At 72.5% G+C, this 15,584-nt stretch carries 13 protein-coding genes; 6 read left to right on the forward strand and 7 right to left on the reverse strand.

Annotated elements, in window-relative coordinates; translation table 11 throughout:
• Nucleotides 1-89 precede the first annotated feature (89 nt).
• Both ACH4D3_RS25150 and ACH4D3_RS25155 read left to right on the forward strand, forming a co-directional pair.
• Complete coding sequence (locus ACH4D3_RS25150; RefSeq protein WP_398325913.1) at nucleotides 90-1,040, forward strand: cytochrome c oxidase assembly protein; 951 nt, start codon at nucleotides 90-92, stop codon at nucleotides 1,038-1,040.
• A 43-nt stretch (nucleotides 1,041-1,083) separates the two neighbouring features.
• A complete protein-coding gene (locus ACH4D3_RS25155) occupies nucleotides 1,084-1,254 on the forward strand; it encodes a hypothetical protein (RefSeq protein ID WP_398325916.1) in 171 nt (56 codons plus the stop codon).
• A gap of 36 nt (nucleotides 1,255-1,290) precedes the next feature.
• On the opposite strand, the gene ACH4D3_RS25160 is transcribed toward ACH4D3_RS25155, so the two are convergent.
• From ACH4D3_RS25160 to ACH4D3_RS25175, 4 genes are read right to left on the reverse strand one after another with little or no spacing between them, the layout of a single operon-like run.
• Nucleotides 1,291-2,508 carry a sensor histidine kinase gene (locus ACH4D3_RS25160; protein WP_398325919.1) on the reverse strand — a complete coding sequence of 406 codons (1,218 nt, stop codon included), beginning with the start codon at nucleotides 2,506-2,508 and terminating at the stop codon, nucleotides 1,291-1,293.
• Entirely contained in the window at nucleotides 2,505-4,316 is a 1,812-nt protein-coding gene (locus ACH4D3_RS25165) for a cation acetate symporter (RefSeq protein ID WP_398325922.1), read from the reverse strand. Before ACH4D3_RS25165 ends, ACH4D3_RS25160 begins: the two co-directional genes overlap by 4 nt.
• 43 nt (nucleotides 4,317-4,359) lie before the next feature.
• The gene (locus tag ACH4D3_RS25170) at nucleotides 4,360-4,755 is read right to left on the reverse strand and encodes a hypothetical protein (RefSeq protein WP_003977612.1); all 396 of its coding nucleotides are present in this window, start codon (nucleotides 4,753-4,755) and stop codon (nucleotides 4,360-4,362) included.
• 3 nt (nucleotides 4,756-4,758) lie between these two features.
• Nucleotides 4,759-5,520: a LytR/AlgR family response regulator transcription factor gene (locus tag ACH4D3_RS25175; protein WP_398325925.1), complete on the reverse strand. Its 762-nt coding sequence runs from the start codon at nucleotides 5,518-5,520 to the stop codon at nucleotides 4,759-4,761.
• A 77-nt stretch (nucleotides 5,521-5,597) separates the two neighbouring features.
• On the opposite strand from ACH4D3_RS25175, the gene ACH4D3_RS25180 reads away from it, so the two are divergent.
• From ACH4D3_RS25180 to rocD, 3 genes are all read left to right on the forward strand, one after another.
• Nucleotides 5,598-6,101: an Lrp/AsnC family transcriptional regulator gene (locus tag ACH4D3_RS25180; protein ID WP_398325928.1), complete on the forward strand. Its 504-nt coding sequence runs from the start codon at nucleotides 5,598-5,600 to the stop codon at nucleotides 6,099-6,101.
• Nucleotides 6,102-6,226: 125 nt separating this feature from the next.
• Nucleotides 6,227-7,084, forward strand: a complete 858-nt coding sequence (gene ddaH / locus ACH4D3_RS25185; protein ID WP_398325931.1) for a dimethylargininase — start codon at nucleotides 6,227-6,229, stop codon at nucleotides 7,082-7,084.
• Complete coding sequence (rocD, locus tag ACH4D3_RS25190) at nucleotides 7,081-8,304, forward strand: ornithine--oxo-acid transaminase (protein WP_398325934.1); 1,224 nt, start codon at nucleotides 7,081-7,083, stop codon at nucleotides 8,302-8,304. The genes ddaH and rocD overlap by 4 nt, the downstream gene beginning before the upstream one ends.
• A 17-nt stretch (nucleotides 8,305-8,321) precedes the next feature.
• Here the strand turns inward: rocD and ACH4D3_RS25195 are convergent, their stop codons facing one another.
• A complete protein-coding gene (locus ACH4D3_RS25195; RefSeq protein WP_398325937.1) occupies nucleotides 8,322-8,780 on the reverse strand; it encodes an RpiB/LacA/LacB family sugar-phosphate isomerase in 459 nt (152 codons plus the stop codon).
• A gap of 141 nt (nucleotides 8,781-8,921) precedes the next feature.
• On the opposite strand from ACH4D3_RS25195, the gene proP reads away from it, so the two are divergent.
• A complete protein-coding gene (proP, locus tag ACH4D3_RS25200) occupies nucleotides 8,922-10,436 on the forward strand; it encodes a glycine betaine/L-proline transporter ProP (protein WP_398325940.1) in 1,515 nt (504 codons plus the stop codon).
• Nucleotides 10,437-10,525: 89 nt separating this feature from the next.
• Here the strand turns inward: proP and ACH4D3_RS25205 are convergent, their stop codons facing one another.
• Nucleotides 10,526-13,726: a M28 family peptidase gene (locus ACH4D3_RS25205; protein WP_398325943.1), complete on the reverse strand. Its 3,201-nt coding sequence runs from the start codon at nucleotides 13,724-13,726 to the stop codon at nucleotides 10,526-10,528.
• A 280-nt stretch (nucleotides 13,727-14,006) separates the two neighbouring features.
• The gene (locus ACH4D3_RS25210; RefSeq protein ID WP_398325945.1) at nucleotides 14,007-15,485 is read right to left on the reverse strand and encodes a helix-turn-helix domain-containing protein; all 1,479 of its coding nucleotides are present in this window, start codon (nucleotides 15,483-15,485) and stop codon (nucleotides 14,007-14,009) included.
• Nucleotides 15,486-15,584 lie beyond the last annotated feature (99 nt).

The raw sequence follows: 15,584 nt of genomic DNA on the forward strand, positions 1-15,584 counted from the left end.
GTCGCAGATGCGCCCTGGGGCGGTTCTACGCTTGCTTCGGACAAGCGGCGTTCAACCGCGCTCAACCCCCACGAAACAGGAGCGGGCGGATGGATCACAGCGGGCACGGCATGACGATGGATCTGCCGCCGTTCACGCTGGGGCGGGGGCTCGCCTGGTCGGCGGATCCCTTCTTCCTGATCGCCTGCCTCCTGGGACTGGCGCTGTACGGGTGGGGCGTCGTGCGTCTGGTGCGGCGCGGTGACAAGTGGCCGGTCGGCCGGACCGTGGCCTTCGTGGCCGGTGTGCTGAGCGTCGCCCTGATGATGTGCACCAAGCTGAACGACTACGGCATGGTCATGTTCAGCGTGCACATGGTGCAGCACATGGTGATCAGCATGGTGTCGCCGATCCTGCTGCTGCTCGGCGCCCCGATCACGCTGGCCCTGCGCGCGCTGCCCCCGGCGGGCCGTGGCCGCAAGGGTCCCCGCGAGCTGCTGCTGATGCTGCTGCACAGCCGCTACATGCGGATCATCACGCACCCGGCGTTCACCATTCCGCTGTTCATCGCGAGCCTGTACGCGCTGTACTTCACGCCGCTCTTCGACACGCTGATGGGCTCGCAGGCCGGGCACATCGGGATGATGGTGCACTTCCTCGCCGTGGGGGTGGTGTTCTTCTGGCCGATCATGGGCGTCGACCCGGGCCCGCACCGGCCGGGCTACCTGATGCGGATGCTGGAGCTGTTCGCGGGCATGCCGTTCCACGCGTTCTTCGGCATCGCGCTGATGATGGCCTCCTCCCCGATGGTCGAGACGTTCAAGAACCCGCCCGCCTCGCTCGGCATCGACGCCCTCTCCGACCAGAACGCGGCCGGCGGCATCGCCTGGGCCTTCAGCGAGGTCCCGTCCGTGCTGGTGCTGCTCGCGCTGCTCTTCCAGTGGTACGCCTCGGAGGAGCGCCAGGCCCGGCGCAGCGACCGGGCCGCCGACCGCGACGGCGACAAGGAGCTGGCGGCGTACAACGACTACCTGGCCTCACTGAACACACGCGGCGGCTGAACGGGGCACCATGGAGGGCAACGGACACGAGGAGGGTGTTGCGATGCCCGGTTCCACGGACGGTTCGACAAAGACGATGGGGGCGCTCACCATCGGCGGCCTCGTCGCGGTGACGGCGTACACGGTGGCGCTCGGGAGCAACGGCTGGCTGTGGTTCGGCTGGGTGGTGCTCGGTCTGATCACCCTGGGGCTGGTGGCCACGCGCAGCGCCTGAGCCCTCGCGCGGGGCCCCGTCACCCGGCGGGCCGGCTCAGTCGCGACCGAGCCGGCCCGCCGAGTGCACGCCCGGCTGGTACTTCGGCAGCCGGACCGTGATCTTCATGCCCGCGCCGACGGCCGTCTCGATGACGAGGCCGTGGTCGTCTCCGTAGACCTGGCGGAGGCGGTCGTCGACGTTGGACAGCCCGATGCCGCCGGACGGGCTGACCTCGCGCGCGAGGATGCGGCGCAGCAGGCCGGGGTCCATGCCGGCGCCGTCGTCCTCGATGACGACCAGGGCCTCGGCGCCCGCGTCCTGGGCGGTGATCTGGATGCGGCACCGGTCCGCCTTGCCCTCCAGGCCGTGCTTGACGGCGTTCTCCACCAGTGGCTGGAGGCAGAGGAAGGGCAGCGCGACCGGCAGCACCTCGGGGGCGACCTGAAGGGTGACGGCGAGCCGGTCGCCGAAGCGGGCCCGCACGAGCGCCAGGTAGTGGTCGATGGCGTGCAGCTCGTCGGCGAGGGTGGTGAAGTCGCCGTGCCTGCGGAACGAGTAGCGGGTGAAGTCGGCGAACTCCAGGAGCAGCTCGCGGGCCCGCTCGGGGTCGGTGCGCACGAAGGACGCGATCACCGCGAGCGAGTTGAAGATGAAGTGCGGGGAGATCTGGGCGCGCAGTGCCTTGATCTCGGCCTCGATGAGGCGGGTGCGGGACTGGTCGAGGTCGGCCAGCTCCAGCTGGACGGAGACCCAGCGGGCCACTTCCCCGGCGGCGCGGACCAGGACGGCGGACTCGCGGGGCGCGCAGGCGACGAGGGCCCCGTGCACCCGGTCGTCGACGGTGAGCGGGGCGACGACGGCCCAGCGCACCGTGCAGTCCGGGGTGTCGCAGGAGAGCCGGAAGGCCTCGCCGCGGCCGGTGCTCAGGGGTCCCGCGAGGCGTTCCATGATCTCGGTGCGGTGGTGGGTGCCCACGCCGTCCCAGACCAGCACCTCTTCGAGGTCCGTCAGACACAGCGCGTCCGTGCCCAGCAGGGAGCGCAGCTTGCGGGCCGACTTCCCGGCGGTCTCCTCGGTCAGGCCCGCCCGCAGCGGGGGCGTGGCCAGGGACGCGGTGTGCAGGGTCTGGAAGGTGGCGTGCTCGACCGGGGTGCCCAGGCCGCCGAGGTTCTGCGGGCGGGCCGTGCGCCGCCCCAGCCAGAATCCGGCGGCCAGCAGCGGGAGCAGGGCCACGGCGAGACCCGCCAGGAAGCCGCCCGTGGAGCCGCTCACCGCGTCGGCTCCTCGCGCACCTCGCGCACCTCGCGCAGGCCGGCCGCCGCCTCCGGACCGTCCGGGCGCAGATCGTCCTGGCGCAGACCGTCCGGGCGCAGTTCCTCCGCGTGCAGCTCCTCCGGCAGGTGGAAGCGGGCCAGGATCGCCGCCGTCCCGGCCGGTACCCGGCCCGGGGTGGCGAGGGACACCAGCACCATGGTGAGGAAGCCCAGCGGCACCGACCACAGGGCGGGCCAGGCCAGCAGCGCGTGCAGGGACCCCCCGCCGCCCGGGAAGCCGCCCATGGTGGCGGCGACGGCGAGCAGTGCGGAACCGCCGCCCACCAGCATCCCGGCGGCCGCCCCCGGCGGGGTCAGCCGCCGCCACCAGATGCCGAGGACGAGCAGCGGGCAGAAGGAGGAGGCGGACACGGCGAAGGCGAGGCCGACGGCGTCGGCGACCGGCAGCCCGCCGACCAGCGCGCTCGCCGCCAGCGGCACGGCCATGGCGAGCAGGGTGCCGAGCCGGAAGTGCGGCACGGCACGGGACGGCAGCACGTCCTGGGTGAGCACGCCCGCTACCGCCATGGTGAGCCCCGACGCGGTGGACAGGAACGCGGCGAAGGCGCCGCCCGCCACCAGCGCCCCGAGCAGGTCGCCGCCCACTCCCCCGATCACCCGGTCGGGCAGCAGCAGGACCGCGGCGTCGGCGTCCCCGGTGAGGGTCAGCTCGGGGGCGTAGAGGCGGCCGAGGGCGCCGTAGAGGGGCGGCAGCAGGTAGAAGGCGCCGATCAGGCCGAGCACGGCGACGGTGGTGCGGCGGGCGGCGACGCCGGTCGGGCTGGTGTAGAAGCGGACCACTACGTGCGGCAGGCCCATGGTCCCGAGGAAGGTGGCAAGGATCAGGCCGTACGTGGCGTACAGCGGGCGTTCCGTGCGGCTCTCGGCGCGGGAGGGGGACAGGGCGTCGTCGGCGCCGCGTCCGGCGGCCGGGACGGGGGTGTGCGCGGCGAAGGTGAGGCGGGCGCCGGCCTCGATGCGGTGGGTGCCCGCGGGCAGGGCGACGCGGTCGCCGTCGTGGGCGCGGCCGTCCACGGTGCCGTCGACGGCGACGGTCAGCGGCTCCGCCAGCTTGAGGGTGAGACTGTCGTCGACCCGGACCGAGCGCTGCTCCCGGAAGGTGGCGGGTTCGTCGAAGGGGCGGCCGGGAGCCCCGTCACCCTGCCAGGCCAGCACCAGGAAGAGGGCGGGGACGAGCAGGGCGGTGAGCTTGAGCCAGAACTGGAAGGCCTGGACGAAGGTGATGCTGCGCATGCCGCCGGCGGCGACGATGGCGGTGACGACGACGGCGACGATCACCCCGCCCAGCCAGTCGGGCGCCCCGCTGAGCACGGTCAGCGTCAGCCCGGCGCCCTGGAGCTGGGGCAGCAGGTAGAGCCAGCCGACCCCGACGACGAAGGCCCCCGCGAGCCGCCGCACCCCCTGGGAGGCGAGCCGGGCCTCGGCGAAGTCGGGCAGCGTGTAGGCGCCCGAGCGGCGCAGCGGGGCCGCGACGAACAGGAGCAGGACGAGGTAGCCGGCGGTGTAGCCGACCGGGTACCAGAGCATGTCGGGACCCTGGACGAGGACCAGTCCCGCGATGCCGAGGAAGGACGCGGCGGAGAGGTACTCGCCGCTGATGGCGGCCGCGTTGAGGCGGGGGCCGACGGTGCGGGAGGCGACGTAGAAGTCGGAGGTGGTGCGGGAGATGCGCAGCCCGAAGGCGCCGACGAGGACAGTGGCCACGACGACGAGGGCGACGGCGGGTATGGCGTAGCTGGAGTTCATGGTGCCTTCACGGCCTCGTCCGGCGTGGTCACCGGTTGCATGGTCACCGGTCCTCGACGAGCCGCACGAAGTCGCGTTCGTTGCGCTCGGCGCGGCGCACGTACCAGCGGGCGAGCAGGACCAGCGGGGCGTACAGGCCGAAGCCGAGGACGGCCCACTCCAGACGGCGGGCGTCGGGCAGCGCCGCGAACAGCAGCGGCAGCGGCCCGACGAGGAGGCCGAGCACGGCGAGGGCGGTGAGACCCGCGCGCAGCTGGCTGCGCATCAGGGAGCGGACGTAGGTGTGGCCGAGGGTGGTCTGCTCGTCGATCTCGGTGCGCGGCCGGTAGTGGCCGGTGGCCTGGGGGTGGCGCCCGCGGGAGCGGAGCCGGGCGGGCGGGACGGTGCGCCTGGGCGGGCCGGTGACCGTGACGCGGCGTTCGGTGGGGTCCTGGGGCACGGTTCACGGCCTCCGCATGAGCAGGTCCCGCAGTTCGCGGGCGTGGCGCCGGCTGACCTGGAGCTCCTCGGTGCCGACCAGGACGCTGACGGTGCCGGCGTCGAGCCGGAGTTCGCCGACGTGGCGCAGGGCGACGAGGTGCCGGCGGTGGATGCGGACGAAGCCGCGGGCACGCCAGCGCTCCTCCAGGGTGGACAGCGGGATGCGGACGAGGTGACTGCCCCGGTCGGTGTGCAGGCGGGCGTAGTCGCCCTGGGCCTCGACGTGGGTGATCTCGTCGACGGGGACGAAGCGGGTGACGCCGCCGAGCTCCACGGTGATGTGGTCGGGGTCGGGTTCGTGCACCGGGATGCGCGGGGCGGGCACGGCGGCGGTGCCGCGCTGCTCGGCGACCCGGCGCACCGCTTCCGCGAGCCGCTCCCTGCGCACCGGTTTGAGGACGTAGTCGACGGCCTTCAGGTCGAAGGCCTGGACGGCGAAGTCCTCGTGCGCGGTGACGAACACGACCAGCGGCGGCCGGGCGAACCCGGTGAGCAGCCGGGCGAGGTCCAGTCCGTCCAGGCCGGGCATCTGGATGTCGAGGAAGACGACGTCGATGGCGTCGGGACCGCCGGGGCCCGACTCCAGGGCCCGGTTGATGCGGCGCAGTGCCTCGGTGCTGTCGCTCGCTCCCTCCGCCGTGCCGACGCGGGGGTCGGCGTTCAGCAGGTACACGAGTTCCTCGAGTGTGGGGCGTTCGTCGTCGACAGCCAGGGCGCGCAGCATGAACGTGGAGTGTAGGGGCGATCCGGGCGCCTGCACACGCCTGCGACGTGCCGGTATCCCCTGGATACAGTGCCCGCATGAACAGCAGGCCCGCTTCGTTCGACGAACTCGACCGGAAGATCGTCACCGCCCTGATGGAAAACGCCAGGACGTCCTTCGCCGAGATCGGCGCGGAGATCGGACTGTCCTCCACTGCGGTCAAGCGCCGGGTGGACCGGCTGCGCGAGACCGAAGTGATCACCGGGTTCACGGCGACGGTGCGGCCCGCCGCGCTGGGGTGGCGCACGGAGGCGTACGTGGAGGTGTACTGCGAGGGGGCGGCGCCGCCGCGGCGGCTCGCGGAGGTGGTGCGGGGCTACCCGGAGATCACCGCGGCGATGACGGTGACCGGCGGCGCGGACGCGCTGCTGCACGTGCGGGCGCGGGACGTGGAGCACTTCGAGGAGGTGCTGGAGCGGATTCGTGCGGAGCCGTTCATCCGGAAGACGATCAGTGTGATGGTGCTGTCCCACCTGATCCCGGAGAGTCCCGAGGCAGGGGCGGCCCTGCTCGCTCCGGACGGCGCAGCAGACGTGCGCTGACCAGGGGTAAAACGCAGCGATCCTGCGGGAACACGCAGCTTTCGTCGCTTGTCGGGCGCGGTCGCCATTTCTTACCGTGGTGTCAACACCCCGTCACACACCGTGAAAAGCGGAGGTACCCCTCTGTGACCGAGCCCCGTGTGCCGCGCCGGCGGCGCTTCGTTGTCTGCGAACCCAGACACTTCGCCGTGCAGTACGCGATCAACCCGTGGATGAGCACCGGCCGACCGGTCGACGTCGTCCGCGCCCTCGACCAGTGGCAGGCGCTGGTCGGCACCTACCGTGCCCACGGCCACACCGTGGACACCGTCGCGCCGGTCCCCGGACTGCCCGACATGGTCTTCGCCGCGAACTGCGCGGTCGTGGTCGAGGGCCGGGTCTTCGGCTCCCTCTTCCACGCGCCCGAGCGGCGTCCCGAGTCCGTGCCCTTCGAGGCGTGGTTCAAGACGGAGGGCTTCGAGGTCCACCATCCCGAGTCGGTCTGCGAGGGCGAGGGCGACCTGGTCCCGGCCGGCCGCTGGATCCTGGCCGGCACGGGGTTCCGCACCACCCTTGCGGCCCACCGCGAGGTGCAGGAGTTCTTCGGCGTGCCGGTGATCTCGCTGACCCTGGTGGACCCGTACTTCTACCACCTGGACACGGCCCTGTTCGTGCTCGACGACGGGACCGAAGGGGACGGCCCGAGCGGGGTGGGCGGCGGGAACATCGCCTACTACCCGGGCGCCTTCTCGCCCGGCAGCCGCGAGGTGCTGGAGCGGCTCTACCCGGACGCGGTGCTCGCCACCCGCGAGGACGCGATGGCGTTCGGGCTCAACTCCGTGTCCGACGGACTGCACGTGTTCATCGCGCCCGAGGCCCGGGGGCTGGCCGACCGGCTCGCCGGTCGCGGCTACGTGCCGGTCCCCGTCGACCTGTCCGAGTTCCACAAGGCCGGTGGCGGCATCAAGTGCTGCACCCAGGAGATCCGGGAGATCCGCTCATGACCGCACCCGCCCGCACCGCCCGCGGCTCCGAGGAACTGATCCGCGCGGAGGAGCCCGTCCTCGCGCACAACTACCATCCGCTGCCCGTCGTGGTGGCCCGCGCCGAGGGCGCGTGGGTCGAGGACGTCGAGGGCCGCCGCTACCTGGACATGCTGGCCGGCTACTCGGCGCTCAACTTCGGCCACCGCCACCCGGCACTGGTCGAGGCCGCCCACCGGCAGCTGGACCGGCTCACGCTCACCTCGCGCGCCTTCCACAACGACCGGCTCGCGGGCTTCGCCGAGCGGCTGGCCGCCCTGACCGGCACGGACATGGTGCTGCCCATGAACACCGGCGCGGAGGCGGTGGAGAGCGGCATCAAGGTGGCCCGCAAGTGGGCCTACGACGTCAAGGGCGTGCCGGCCGACCGGGCGACGATCGTGGTCGCCGCGGACAACTTCCACGGCCGTACGACGACGATCGTGAGCTTCTCCACCGACGAGAGTGCCCGCTCCGGCTTCGGCCCCTTCACGCCGGGCTTCCGGATCGTGCCGTACAACGACCTGGCGGCGATGGAGGCGGCGGTCGACGAGACGACGGCGGCCGTGCTGATCGAGCCGATCCAGGGCGAGGCGGGCGTGCTCATCCCGGACGACGGCTACCTGGCCGGGGTGCGGGAGCTGACCCGGCGCAAGGGCTGTCTGTTCGTCGCGGACGAGATCCAGTCCGGTCTGGGCCGCACGGGGCACACCCTGGCCGTCGAGCACGAGTCGGTGGTGCCGGACGTGGTGCTGCTCGGCAAGGCCCTGGGCGGCGGCATCGTCCCCGTGTCGGCGGTGGTCGGCAGCCGTGACGTGCTGGGCGTGCTGCACCCGGGCGAGCACGGTTCGACGTTCGGCGGCAATCCGCTGGCCGCCGCGGTGGGCACGGCGGTGGTGGAGCTGCTGGAGACCGGCGAGTTCCAGCGCCGGGCGGCCGAGCTGGGCACGGTGCTGCGCGAGGGCCTGGCCGCCCTGGTCGGCAAGGGCGTCGTCGGCTTCCGGGCACGGGGACTCTGGGCGGGCGTCGACGTGGACCCGGCGCTGGGCACCGGGCGCGAGGTCAGTGAGCGGCTGATGCGCGAGGGCATCCTGGTCAAGGACACCCACGGGTCGACGATCCGGCTGGCGCCGCCGCTGACGGTCACGGCCGAGGAGCTGGCGGGCGCCCTGGGGACACTGGAGAAGGTCCTGGCCTCCTGACCCGCCCTACGGGGTTCTCACCGAGCGGCTCGGCGGTCCTCGTCGAGCCGCTCCACGTGCGCGACGTTGTCCCGGTCCTCGGCGTCCTCGCTCGGCCCGCCCGCGAACCAGGCGTCGAGGATCTCCCGCAGCAGCGGCCCGGACGTCAGCCGCAGACCGATGGCGAGCACGTTGGCGTCGTTCCAGCGGCGGGCTCCGTCGGCGGTGTACGCGTCGGTGCACAGGGCCGCGCGGACGCCCGGCACCTTGTTCGCGGCGATGGACGCGCCGGTGCCGGTCCAGCAGCACACCACGGCCTGGTCGGCCCGGCCCTCGGCGACCTCGCGCGCCGCCCCCTCGGAGCAGGCGGCCCACCGCGAATCCGCTCCGGGGCTCAGCGCGCCGTGCGCGCGCACCTCGTGGCCGCGTGCGCGCAGTTCCTCGACGAGGAGCCGGGCCACGGGTTCGTCCATGTCGGAGGAGACGGAGATACGCATGTGCGCAGCGTACTCACCGGCCGCTCACCTCATCGGCCCAACCACATGACCGAAGTCACGACCATACCCAGCATGATCGGGGGAACGGGTACGAGCTGAACGACGTACGACCGAGCAGTTCTCCGCCTGGAGTGTCTGCGCGTGGAAAGGGAGGCCGCCACGTCCCCCACCGAGAACGGACCGGAGACCGACACCGCGGCGGTGCGCCGCCACCCTGCCCTGTTCCGGGCGATCAAGCGCCGCCAGAACCCCCGGCTGCGCCGGTCGGACATCACCGTCACGGACGAGGCCGCGGTCAAGCGCGCCGTCAAGGCGGCCTCCCTCGGCAATGCCATGGAGTGGTTCGACTTCGGCATCTACGCCTATCTGGCGGGCACGATCGGCCGGGTGTTCTTCCCGTCCGGGAGCGACACCGCGCAGTTGCTCTCCTCGTTCGCCACGTTCGCCGTGGCGTTCCTGGTGCGGCCGATCGGCGGCATGGTCTTCGGCCCGATGGGCGACAAGATCGGCCGCAAGAAGGTGCTGGCGCTGACGATGATCCTCATGGCGATCGGCACGGCCGCCATCGGGTTCATCCCCAGCTACGACTCCATCGGCTTCTGGTCGCCGCTGCTGCTGATCCTGTTCCGCCTGCTCCAGGGCTTCTCCACCGGCGGCGAGTACGGCGGCGCGTCCACCTTCATCGCCGAGTACGCGCCGGACAAGCGGCGCGGGTTCTTCGGCAGCTTCCTGGAGCTGGGCACGCTGGCCGGGTACACCGCCGCCGCCAGCCTGGTCACCGCCCTGACCGCCGTGCTGGGCAGCGACGGCATGGACTCCTGGGGCTGGCGCGTCCCGTTCCTCGCCGCGCTTCCGCTCGGCATGATCGGTATCTACCTGCGGCTGCGGCTCGACGACACGCCCGCGTACCTGAAGCTGGAGGACTCCAACGTGCACGTCTCGGAGGCCGCGACGGCGGTGGAGACCACCGCACGGGGCGACCTCGCCAAGATCTTCCGCACCCACTGGCGGGCGCTGGTGCTGTGCATCGCGCTGGTCGGCGCGTACAACGTCACCGACTACATGCTGCTGTCGTACATGCCGACGTATCTGTCGGACGAGCTGGACTACAGCGAGAGCCACGGCCTGATGATCCTGGTGGCGACGATGGTGCTGCTGATGCTGATCATCAACCAGGTCGGCCGGCTGTCCGACCACTTCGGGCGCAAGCCGGTCCTGATGACCGGCATGATCGGGTTCTTCGTGCTGTCCGCACCGGCCTTCGTGCTGGTGCAGGAGGGCAGTCTGCTCGCGGTCTCGGCCGGCATGCTGATGCTCGGCCTGTCGCTGGTCTGTCTGCTGGGCACGATGTCGGCGGCGCTCCCGGCGATGTTCCCGACCAACGTCCGGTACGGGTCCCTGTCGGTCGGCTACAACCTGTCGGCGTCGCTGTTCGGCGGGACCACGCCGCTGGTGATCACCGCGCTGATCAGCGTGACCGGCTCCGACATGATGCCCGCCTACTACTCGATGGCGGCGGCCCTGATCGGTGTGGTCGCCGTGGCCTGCATGAAGGAGACGGCCAACAAGCCGCTGGCGGGCTCCCCGCCGTCGGTGCAGACCGAGGAGGAGGCGGCGGAGATGGTGGAGGCGCAGGCCCCGACGCCGAAGTTCTGACGCCGCGGTCACCGGCACACGCCGGGGGCGGTGGGGTTCGGTGCGAACCCCACCGCCCGTCGGCGTGTCAGGCGTTTCTCAGCCGTGTGTCACAGGCGCTGCCACAGGGCGGGGACGTTCGGCGGCTCCCAGCCGGGGTAGGCGGTGTGGCCCTGGATGCACCGGTAGCTGACGCCGTTGTAGCTCACCACGTCACCGGCCGCGTAGGTGGCTCCCAGCTGCCAGGTGGTCTCACCGCCGTCGTCGCCGGACACGGTGAGGGTGTACGTGGTGGTGTGGGTGACGGTGCCCGCACCCGTGAAGGTCAGGGTGTAGGTGCCGCCGGCCGTGCCCGCGGCGACCTGGACCGTGGCGGTCGAGGACTGGCCGGAGGTGACCGAGTCCGGGCTGAAGCTCACGCTCACCCCGGTCGGCGCGCCGGACGCCGACAGCCGCACGTTCTGCGCGTCGCCGCTGGTCGTGGCAGTGCTCACGGTGACGGACGCGGAGCTGCCCGGGTCGACGGTGCCCGAGGACGGGTTCGCGGAGATCGAGAAGTCGTCCTGCGGGTTGGGCGCGTCTCCGACGGCGGTCTTCCAGATCGTGTAGGCGATGCCGTCGGCGCTGCGGTTCAGCGCGGTGGCGTTGATGTTGGAGGTGGTGTCGCAGGCGGAGTGGTAGCACGGGTCGTAGGACCGGCCCGCGGTGCCGCCCCACTTGGCGGCCTCCGTGGACGACTTGATCGCGGAGGCGCCGGTGGCGTAGCCCGAGGTCGGGATGCCGACCTGCTGGAAGGAGTAGTCGTCGGAGCGGCCCTGGCCCTCGACGTTCTCCTGCGGGGCGAGGCCGAGGGAGGTCCAGTACTCCCGCATCGGGGCGGAGGCCGAGGAGGTCAGGTTGTTGATGAAGTAGCCGCCGTTGACGGAGGCGACCATGTCGAAGTTGTAGTACGCCTTGATCCGGGAGCGGTCGGTCGTGGAGAGGCTCCGGGCGTAGAAGTCGGAGCCGTTCAGACCCTGCTCCTCGTCGGTCCACCAGGCGAAGCGGACGCGGTTCTCCATGGTCGGGTTCTGCTCGGCCAGGGTCAGCGCCGTCTCGAGGAGGGCGGCGGAACCGGAACCGTTGTCGTTGATGCCGGGGCCGGCCGAGACGCCGTCCAGGTGGGCGCCGAACATGTAGACGCTGTTCGCGTCGCCCTTCGGCCACTCGGCGATCAGGTTGTTGCCCGCGCCGGCGGAGCAGCCGGAGGTGCAGGTCTGCTCGGTGACGGTGTAGCCGGCCGCCTGCAGCCTGCCCTTCACGTACGCGAGTGAGGCGTCGTACCCGGAGCCGGTGGAGCGGCGGTTGCCGCCGTTCTGCGCGGCGATGGAACCGAACTGCGCCAGGTGGGCCTGGACCTGGGCGACGTCGACGTCGGGCGGCGTGCCCGGGTTGTTGCCGCCGCCGACGGTGAGGGTGTACTGGGCGGTGTGGCTCTTGCTGCCCGCCGTGCCCTTGACCGTGAGCGAGTAGGTTCCGGCGGCGGTGCCCGAGGTGGTGGCGACCCGCATCGTCGAGCTGGAGCCGGAGGTGACCGTGGCCGGGCTGAAGGTGACGCTGACGCCGGGCGGGGTGCCGGTGGCGGTCAGCGACACCTGCTGGGCGCTGCCGGTGACGGTGCTGGTGTTGACCGTGGCGTTGACCGCGGAACCGGCCTCGACGTTGCCGCTCGCCGGGCTGAGGGCCAGCGAGAAGTCGGTCTCCTGCCGGGTGCAGGTGGGGTCGCCGCTCTGGGCCGGGATGTCGATCGCGTTCCAGGCCGCCTTGGTGGCGTCGAACAGGTCGCAGGAGGCGTCCAGGTTCTTGGCCGCGGTGAGGGTGGCGGAGCGGTACCGCTTGTAGGTCATGCCGCTGGTCTTGAGCAGCATGCCGCCGTAGAAGATCTTGCCCGCGTTCTGGATGCCGATGCCGGTCACCTGGCTGCCGTCGCAGGTGGGGCTGGAGGGCTTGCCGCCGCCGGGGTTGGAGCCCTCGGCGAGGAGGTAGAACCAGTGGTTCATGGGCCCGGCGGCCGCGTGCTCCTCGGTCCTCGGGATGGCGGAGGAGTAGCAGTTGGGGTCGTTGTTGACCAGCTGGGGGTTGTACATGTTGCGGATCGGGCCGCGGCCCTGGAGGTTGATCTCCTCGCCGACGGTGTAGTCGGGGGAGTCGTACCCGGCGGGCTGGTTGGCGTAGGCCTCGGTGAGGGCGCCCATGATGTCGCCGGTGGCCTCGCCCAGACCGCTCTCGTGGTTGGCGCCGCCGGGGGTGTAGCTGTCCAGGCCGTGGCCGTACTCGTGGCCGACCACGTCCATGCCGGCGATCCACTTGCCCGCGCTGTTGTGGCCGATGGTGACCCGGGAGCCGTCCCAGTAGGCGTTGAGCTGGTTGAGCCCGACGGAGGTGGGCCAGCTGCCGCCGTTGCCGTTGTGGCCGTTGCGGCCGAGCCAGTCGCGGAGCATGTCCGACTCCTTCTGCGCCGCGTACATGACGTCGACGCAGCCGGTCTCGCGGCTGGAGGCGTTGCCGGTGCCCCAGTCGTCGTCCGGTCCGGTGAACAGGCCGCCGTTGTAGTCCGAGCACTGCAGGCCGGGGCGGGTGGTGTCGCGCAGGGCGTACTGGCTGCCGGAGCGGGAGGTGTCGATGGTCAGCGGGTCGGGGCCGTTCCACTCGCTGTGGCCGGTGCCGGCCTTCACGTCGTCGTACTTGTCGACGACCTTGCCGGTGCGGGCGTCCACGAACACGTGCAGCTTGCTGGGCACGTGGTCCTTGGTGGTGCCGACGAGGACGGTCTCCCAGGCGAGGGTCTGGACGTCGTCCTTGACCCGGACCACCAGCCGCTTGGAGTCGACCTTGTCGACCTCGGCGAGCTGCTTGCGGCTGGTTTTCACCGCCTGCTCGGCCTTGATCGCGGCCTCGGTGGGCACGGCTATCGCGCCCTCGGTGGCGGACTGGACGGCGCGGACCCTTCCCTTGCCGTCGGCGAGGACGACGGCGTCGCCGCCGACCACCGGCAGACCGTTGTAGGTGCGCTCGTAGGCGACGGAGAACAGGTTCTTGTCCCAGGGGGTGACCTGGTGGCGGTCGTACTGCTCGTCGGGGCCGCCGGCGACGAGGGCGTCCAGGCCGCTGCGTACGGCCTGGTCGGCGGCTGCGACGGCCCTCTCGACGGGACTGGGTTCCGCCGCGGAGGGCGCGGACCGCTCCGAGGCCGAGGCGAGGGAGGTCGGTACCACCACCCCTGCGAGTGTCATGGCCAGGACTGTCCCGGCCACCGCGGTCTGTCTGAGCATCGTGGCTCCTTGTGAGAGTGGGGGGCTCCTTGCGGGCCGGCCCGGGCCGTGGCATGCCGAACGCGCACCCTGGGGTGCGGGGACGCGTCCATCAGGTGTCATTTGCATGTCATGTCGCGGGCTGGGCGGAACCCTCACACCCCGCCGCACCGGAATCAACGGCTCCGTGGGCGCGGTACGGTCCTGTCAAAATCCGGCAAGTAGGCGTGCGGGTCGGAAAGTTGCCGCGCGCCTCGCTGCCCCGTGCGCCAACGGCGCCTCCCCCGCCTCGCTCCCCGCCTCACTCCCCCGCGTCCCGCAGCCGCTCCCGGTAGGCCCTGACCTCGGGCAGGTCGGCCCACTGCCCGGTGAGCCGGGTGTGCAGGCCGCGCAGTTCGGCGGTGACCATCGACTCGCGCGAGCGCACCGCCTCCGGCAGGACCTCCGAGGCGAGGGCGACGGCGGCGCCGGGATCGCCCGCACACGCCCAGCTGTCCGCCAGCCGCAGGGTGAGCAGCAGCCGGGCACCGCGCATCTGGGGCGGCACCTGCGCGCGCGAGCGTGCGGTGGCGTCGACCGCGCGTCGGGCCGCCGTCCGGTCCCCGGTCGCGACGGCCAGGTCGCGCAGGGCGCCGCCGATCGCCGAGTCCACCCGCATCGCGCCCTCGGCCCCGGCCATCCAGGGCGCTTCCAGGTGGTCCTGCGGACCGAGGCGGGCGAACCCCCGCCGGGCCAGGGAGACGTGCCGGCGGCACGCCGCCGAGTCGCCCGCCAGGGCGTGGCCGCGCGCCTGGTAGAGGTCCGAGAGGGTGGCCATCCACCGGCGCCGCGCGTCCACCGCGCCGATGCCCTGCGCGTACCCGAGCATCAGGGAAGGGTCCCCGTCGAGCCGGACCAGGGTGCACATGTCGCTGAGCAGGGTCGCGCGGGCCGAGGCGTCCTGGACCGCGTCCGCCCAGCGCAGTCCGTGGCCGAACCAGGCCATGGCCACGCCGATCTGCCCGCGCTCCATCCGCAGCCGGCCGGCCACCTGGGCGTACTGCGCGCCGAGCCGCAACTGCCCGTACGGCAGCCGCCCGGCGGAGTTGACCTCGCCCGCCCAGCGGGCCAAGGCCCGCAGCAGCCCCTCGACGGCCGTCACGCGGCCCTCGTGCCGGAACGCCTCCCGGATCAGGCAGGCCAGCACCGCGGTGAGGCCGTGCAGCAACTCCGCCTCGGCGACCGCCGCTCCGGTGCCGGTGCCCCAGGAAGGGGCCGGGCCGCCCGCCGGACCCGGCCCGTCGAGCAGCGCCGGTAACTCACCCGGATCGGGCACCGCGCACCCCGCGGTGCCGTGCAGCGGGCAGGCCAGCCCCTCGGCGGGCAGCCGCGCGGGCCACATCCGGGAGTCCGGCGCGCCCTGCCCCGCGGGGGCGTCCGCGCCGGGCAGCGGCGTGAACAGCGCCGGGTCGGCCGGGAAACGGCCCGGTCTCCGCGGCACCTCGCGCGGCGCGGCGACGGTCGCGGCCAGCTCGCCGCCCGTCTCCAGCACCGCGTCGAGTCTTCGCACCAGCCCCACGGGCGGTTCGCGCAGGCCCGCCTCGAGTTTGCTCACGGCGGAGTGGTGGTAGCCCACGCGCAGGCCGAGTTGCAGCTGGGTGAGTCCGGCCGCCCTGCGCAGCGAGCGCAACTGCCGCCCGAACTCGGCCCACGGAGCCCCGGCCGCCCCTGCCGGTCCGGTCCCCCCTGCCGGTCCGGCCGTCCGCGCAGGTCCCGCCGTCCGTGCCGATCCACCGGTCATCCGCCCTCCCCCCGGTCGCGCCCCCGCCGCGGGCCGTGCGTCGCCCGGGCTTCGCGCCTTTGCTGACGGACAGCACAGAGGAGGTGCGGTGCCGCGTCA

This window comes from Streptomyces sp. NPDC018026 (assembly GCF_044327745.1).
In the GTDB taxonomy this organism is placed as follows: domain Bacteria; phylum Actinomycetota; class Actinomycetes; order Streptomycetales; family Streptomycetaceae; genus Streptomyces; species Streptomyces rubrogriseus.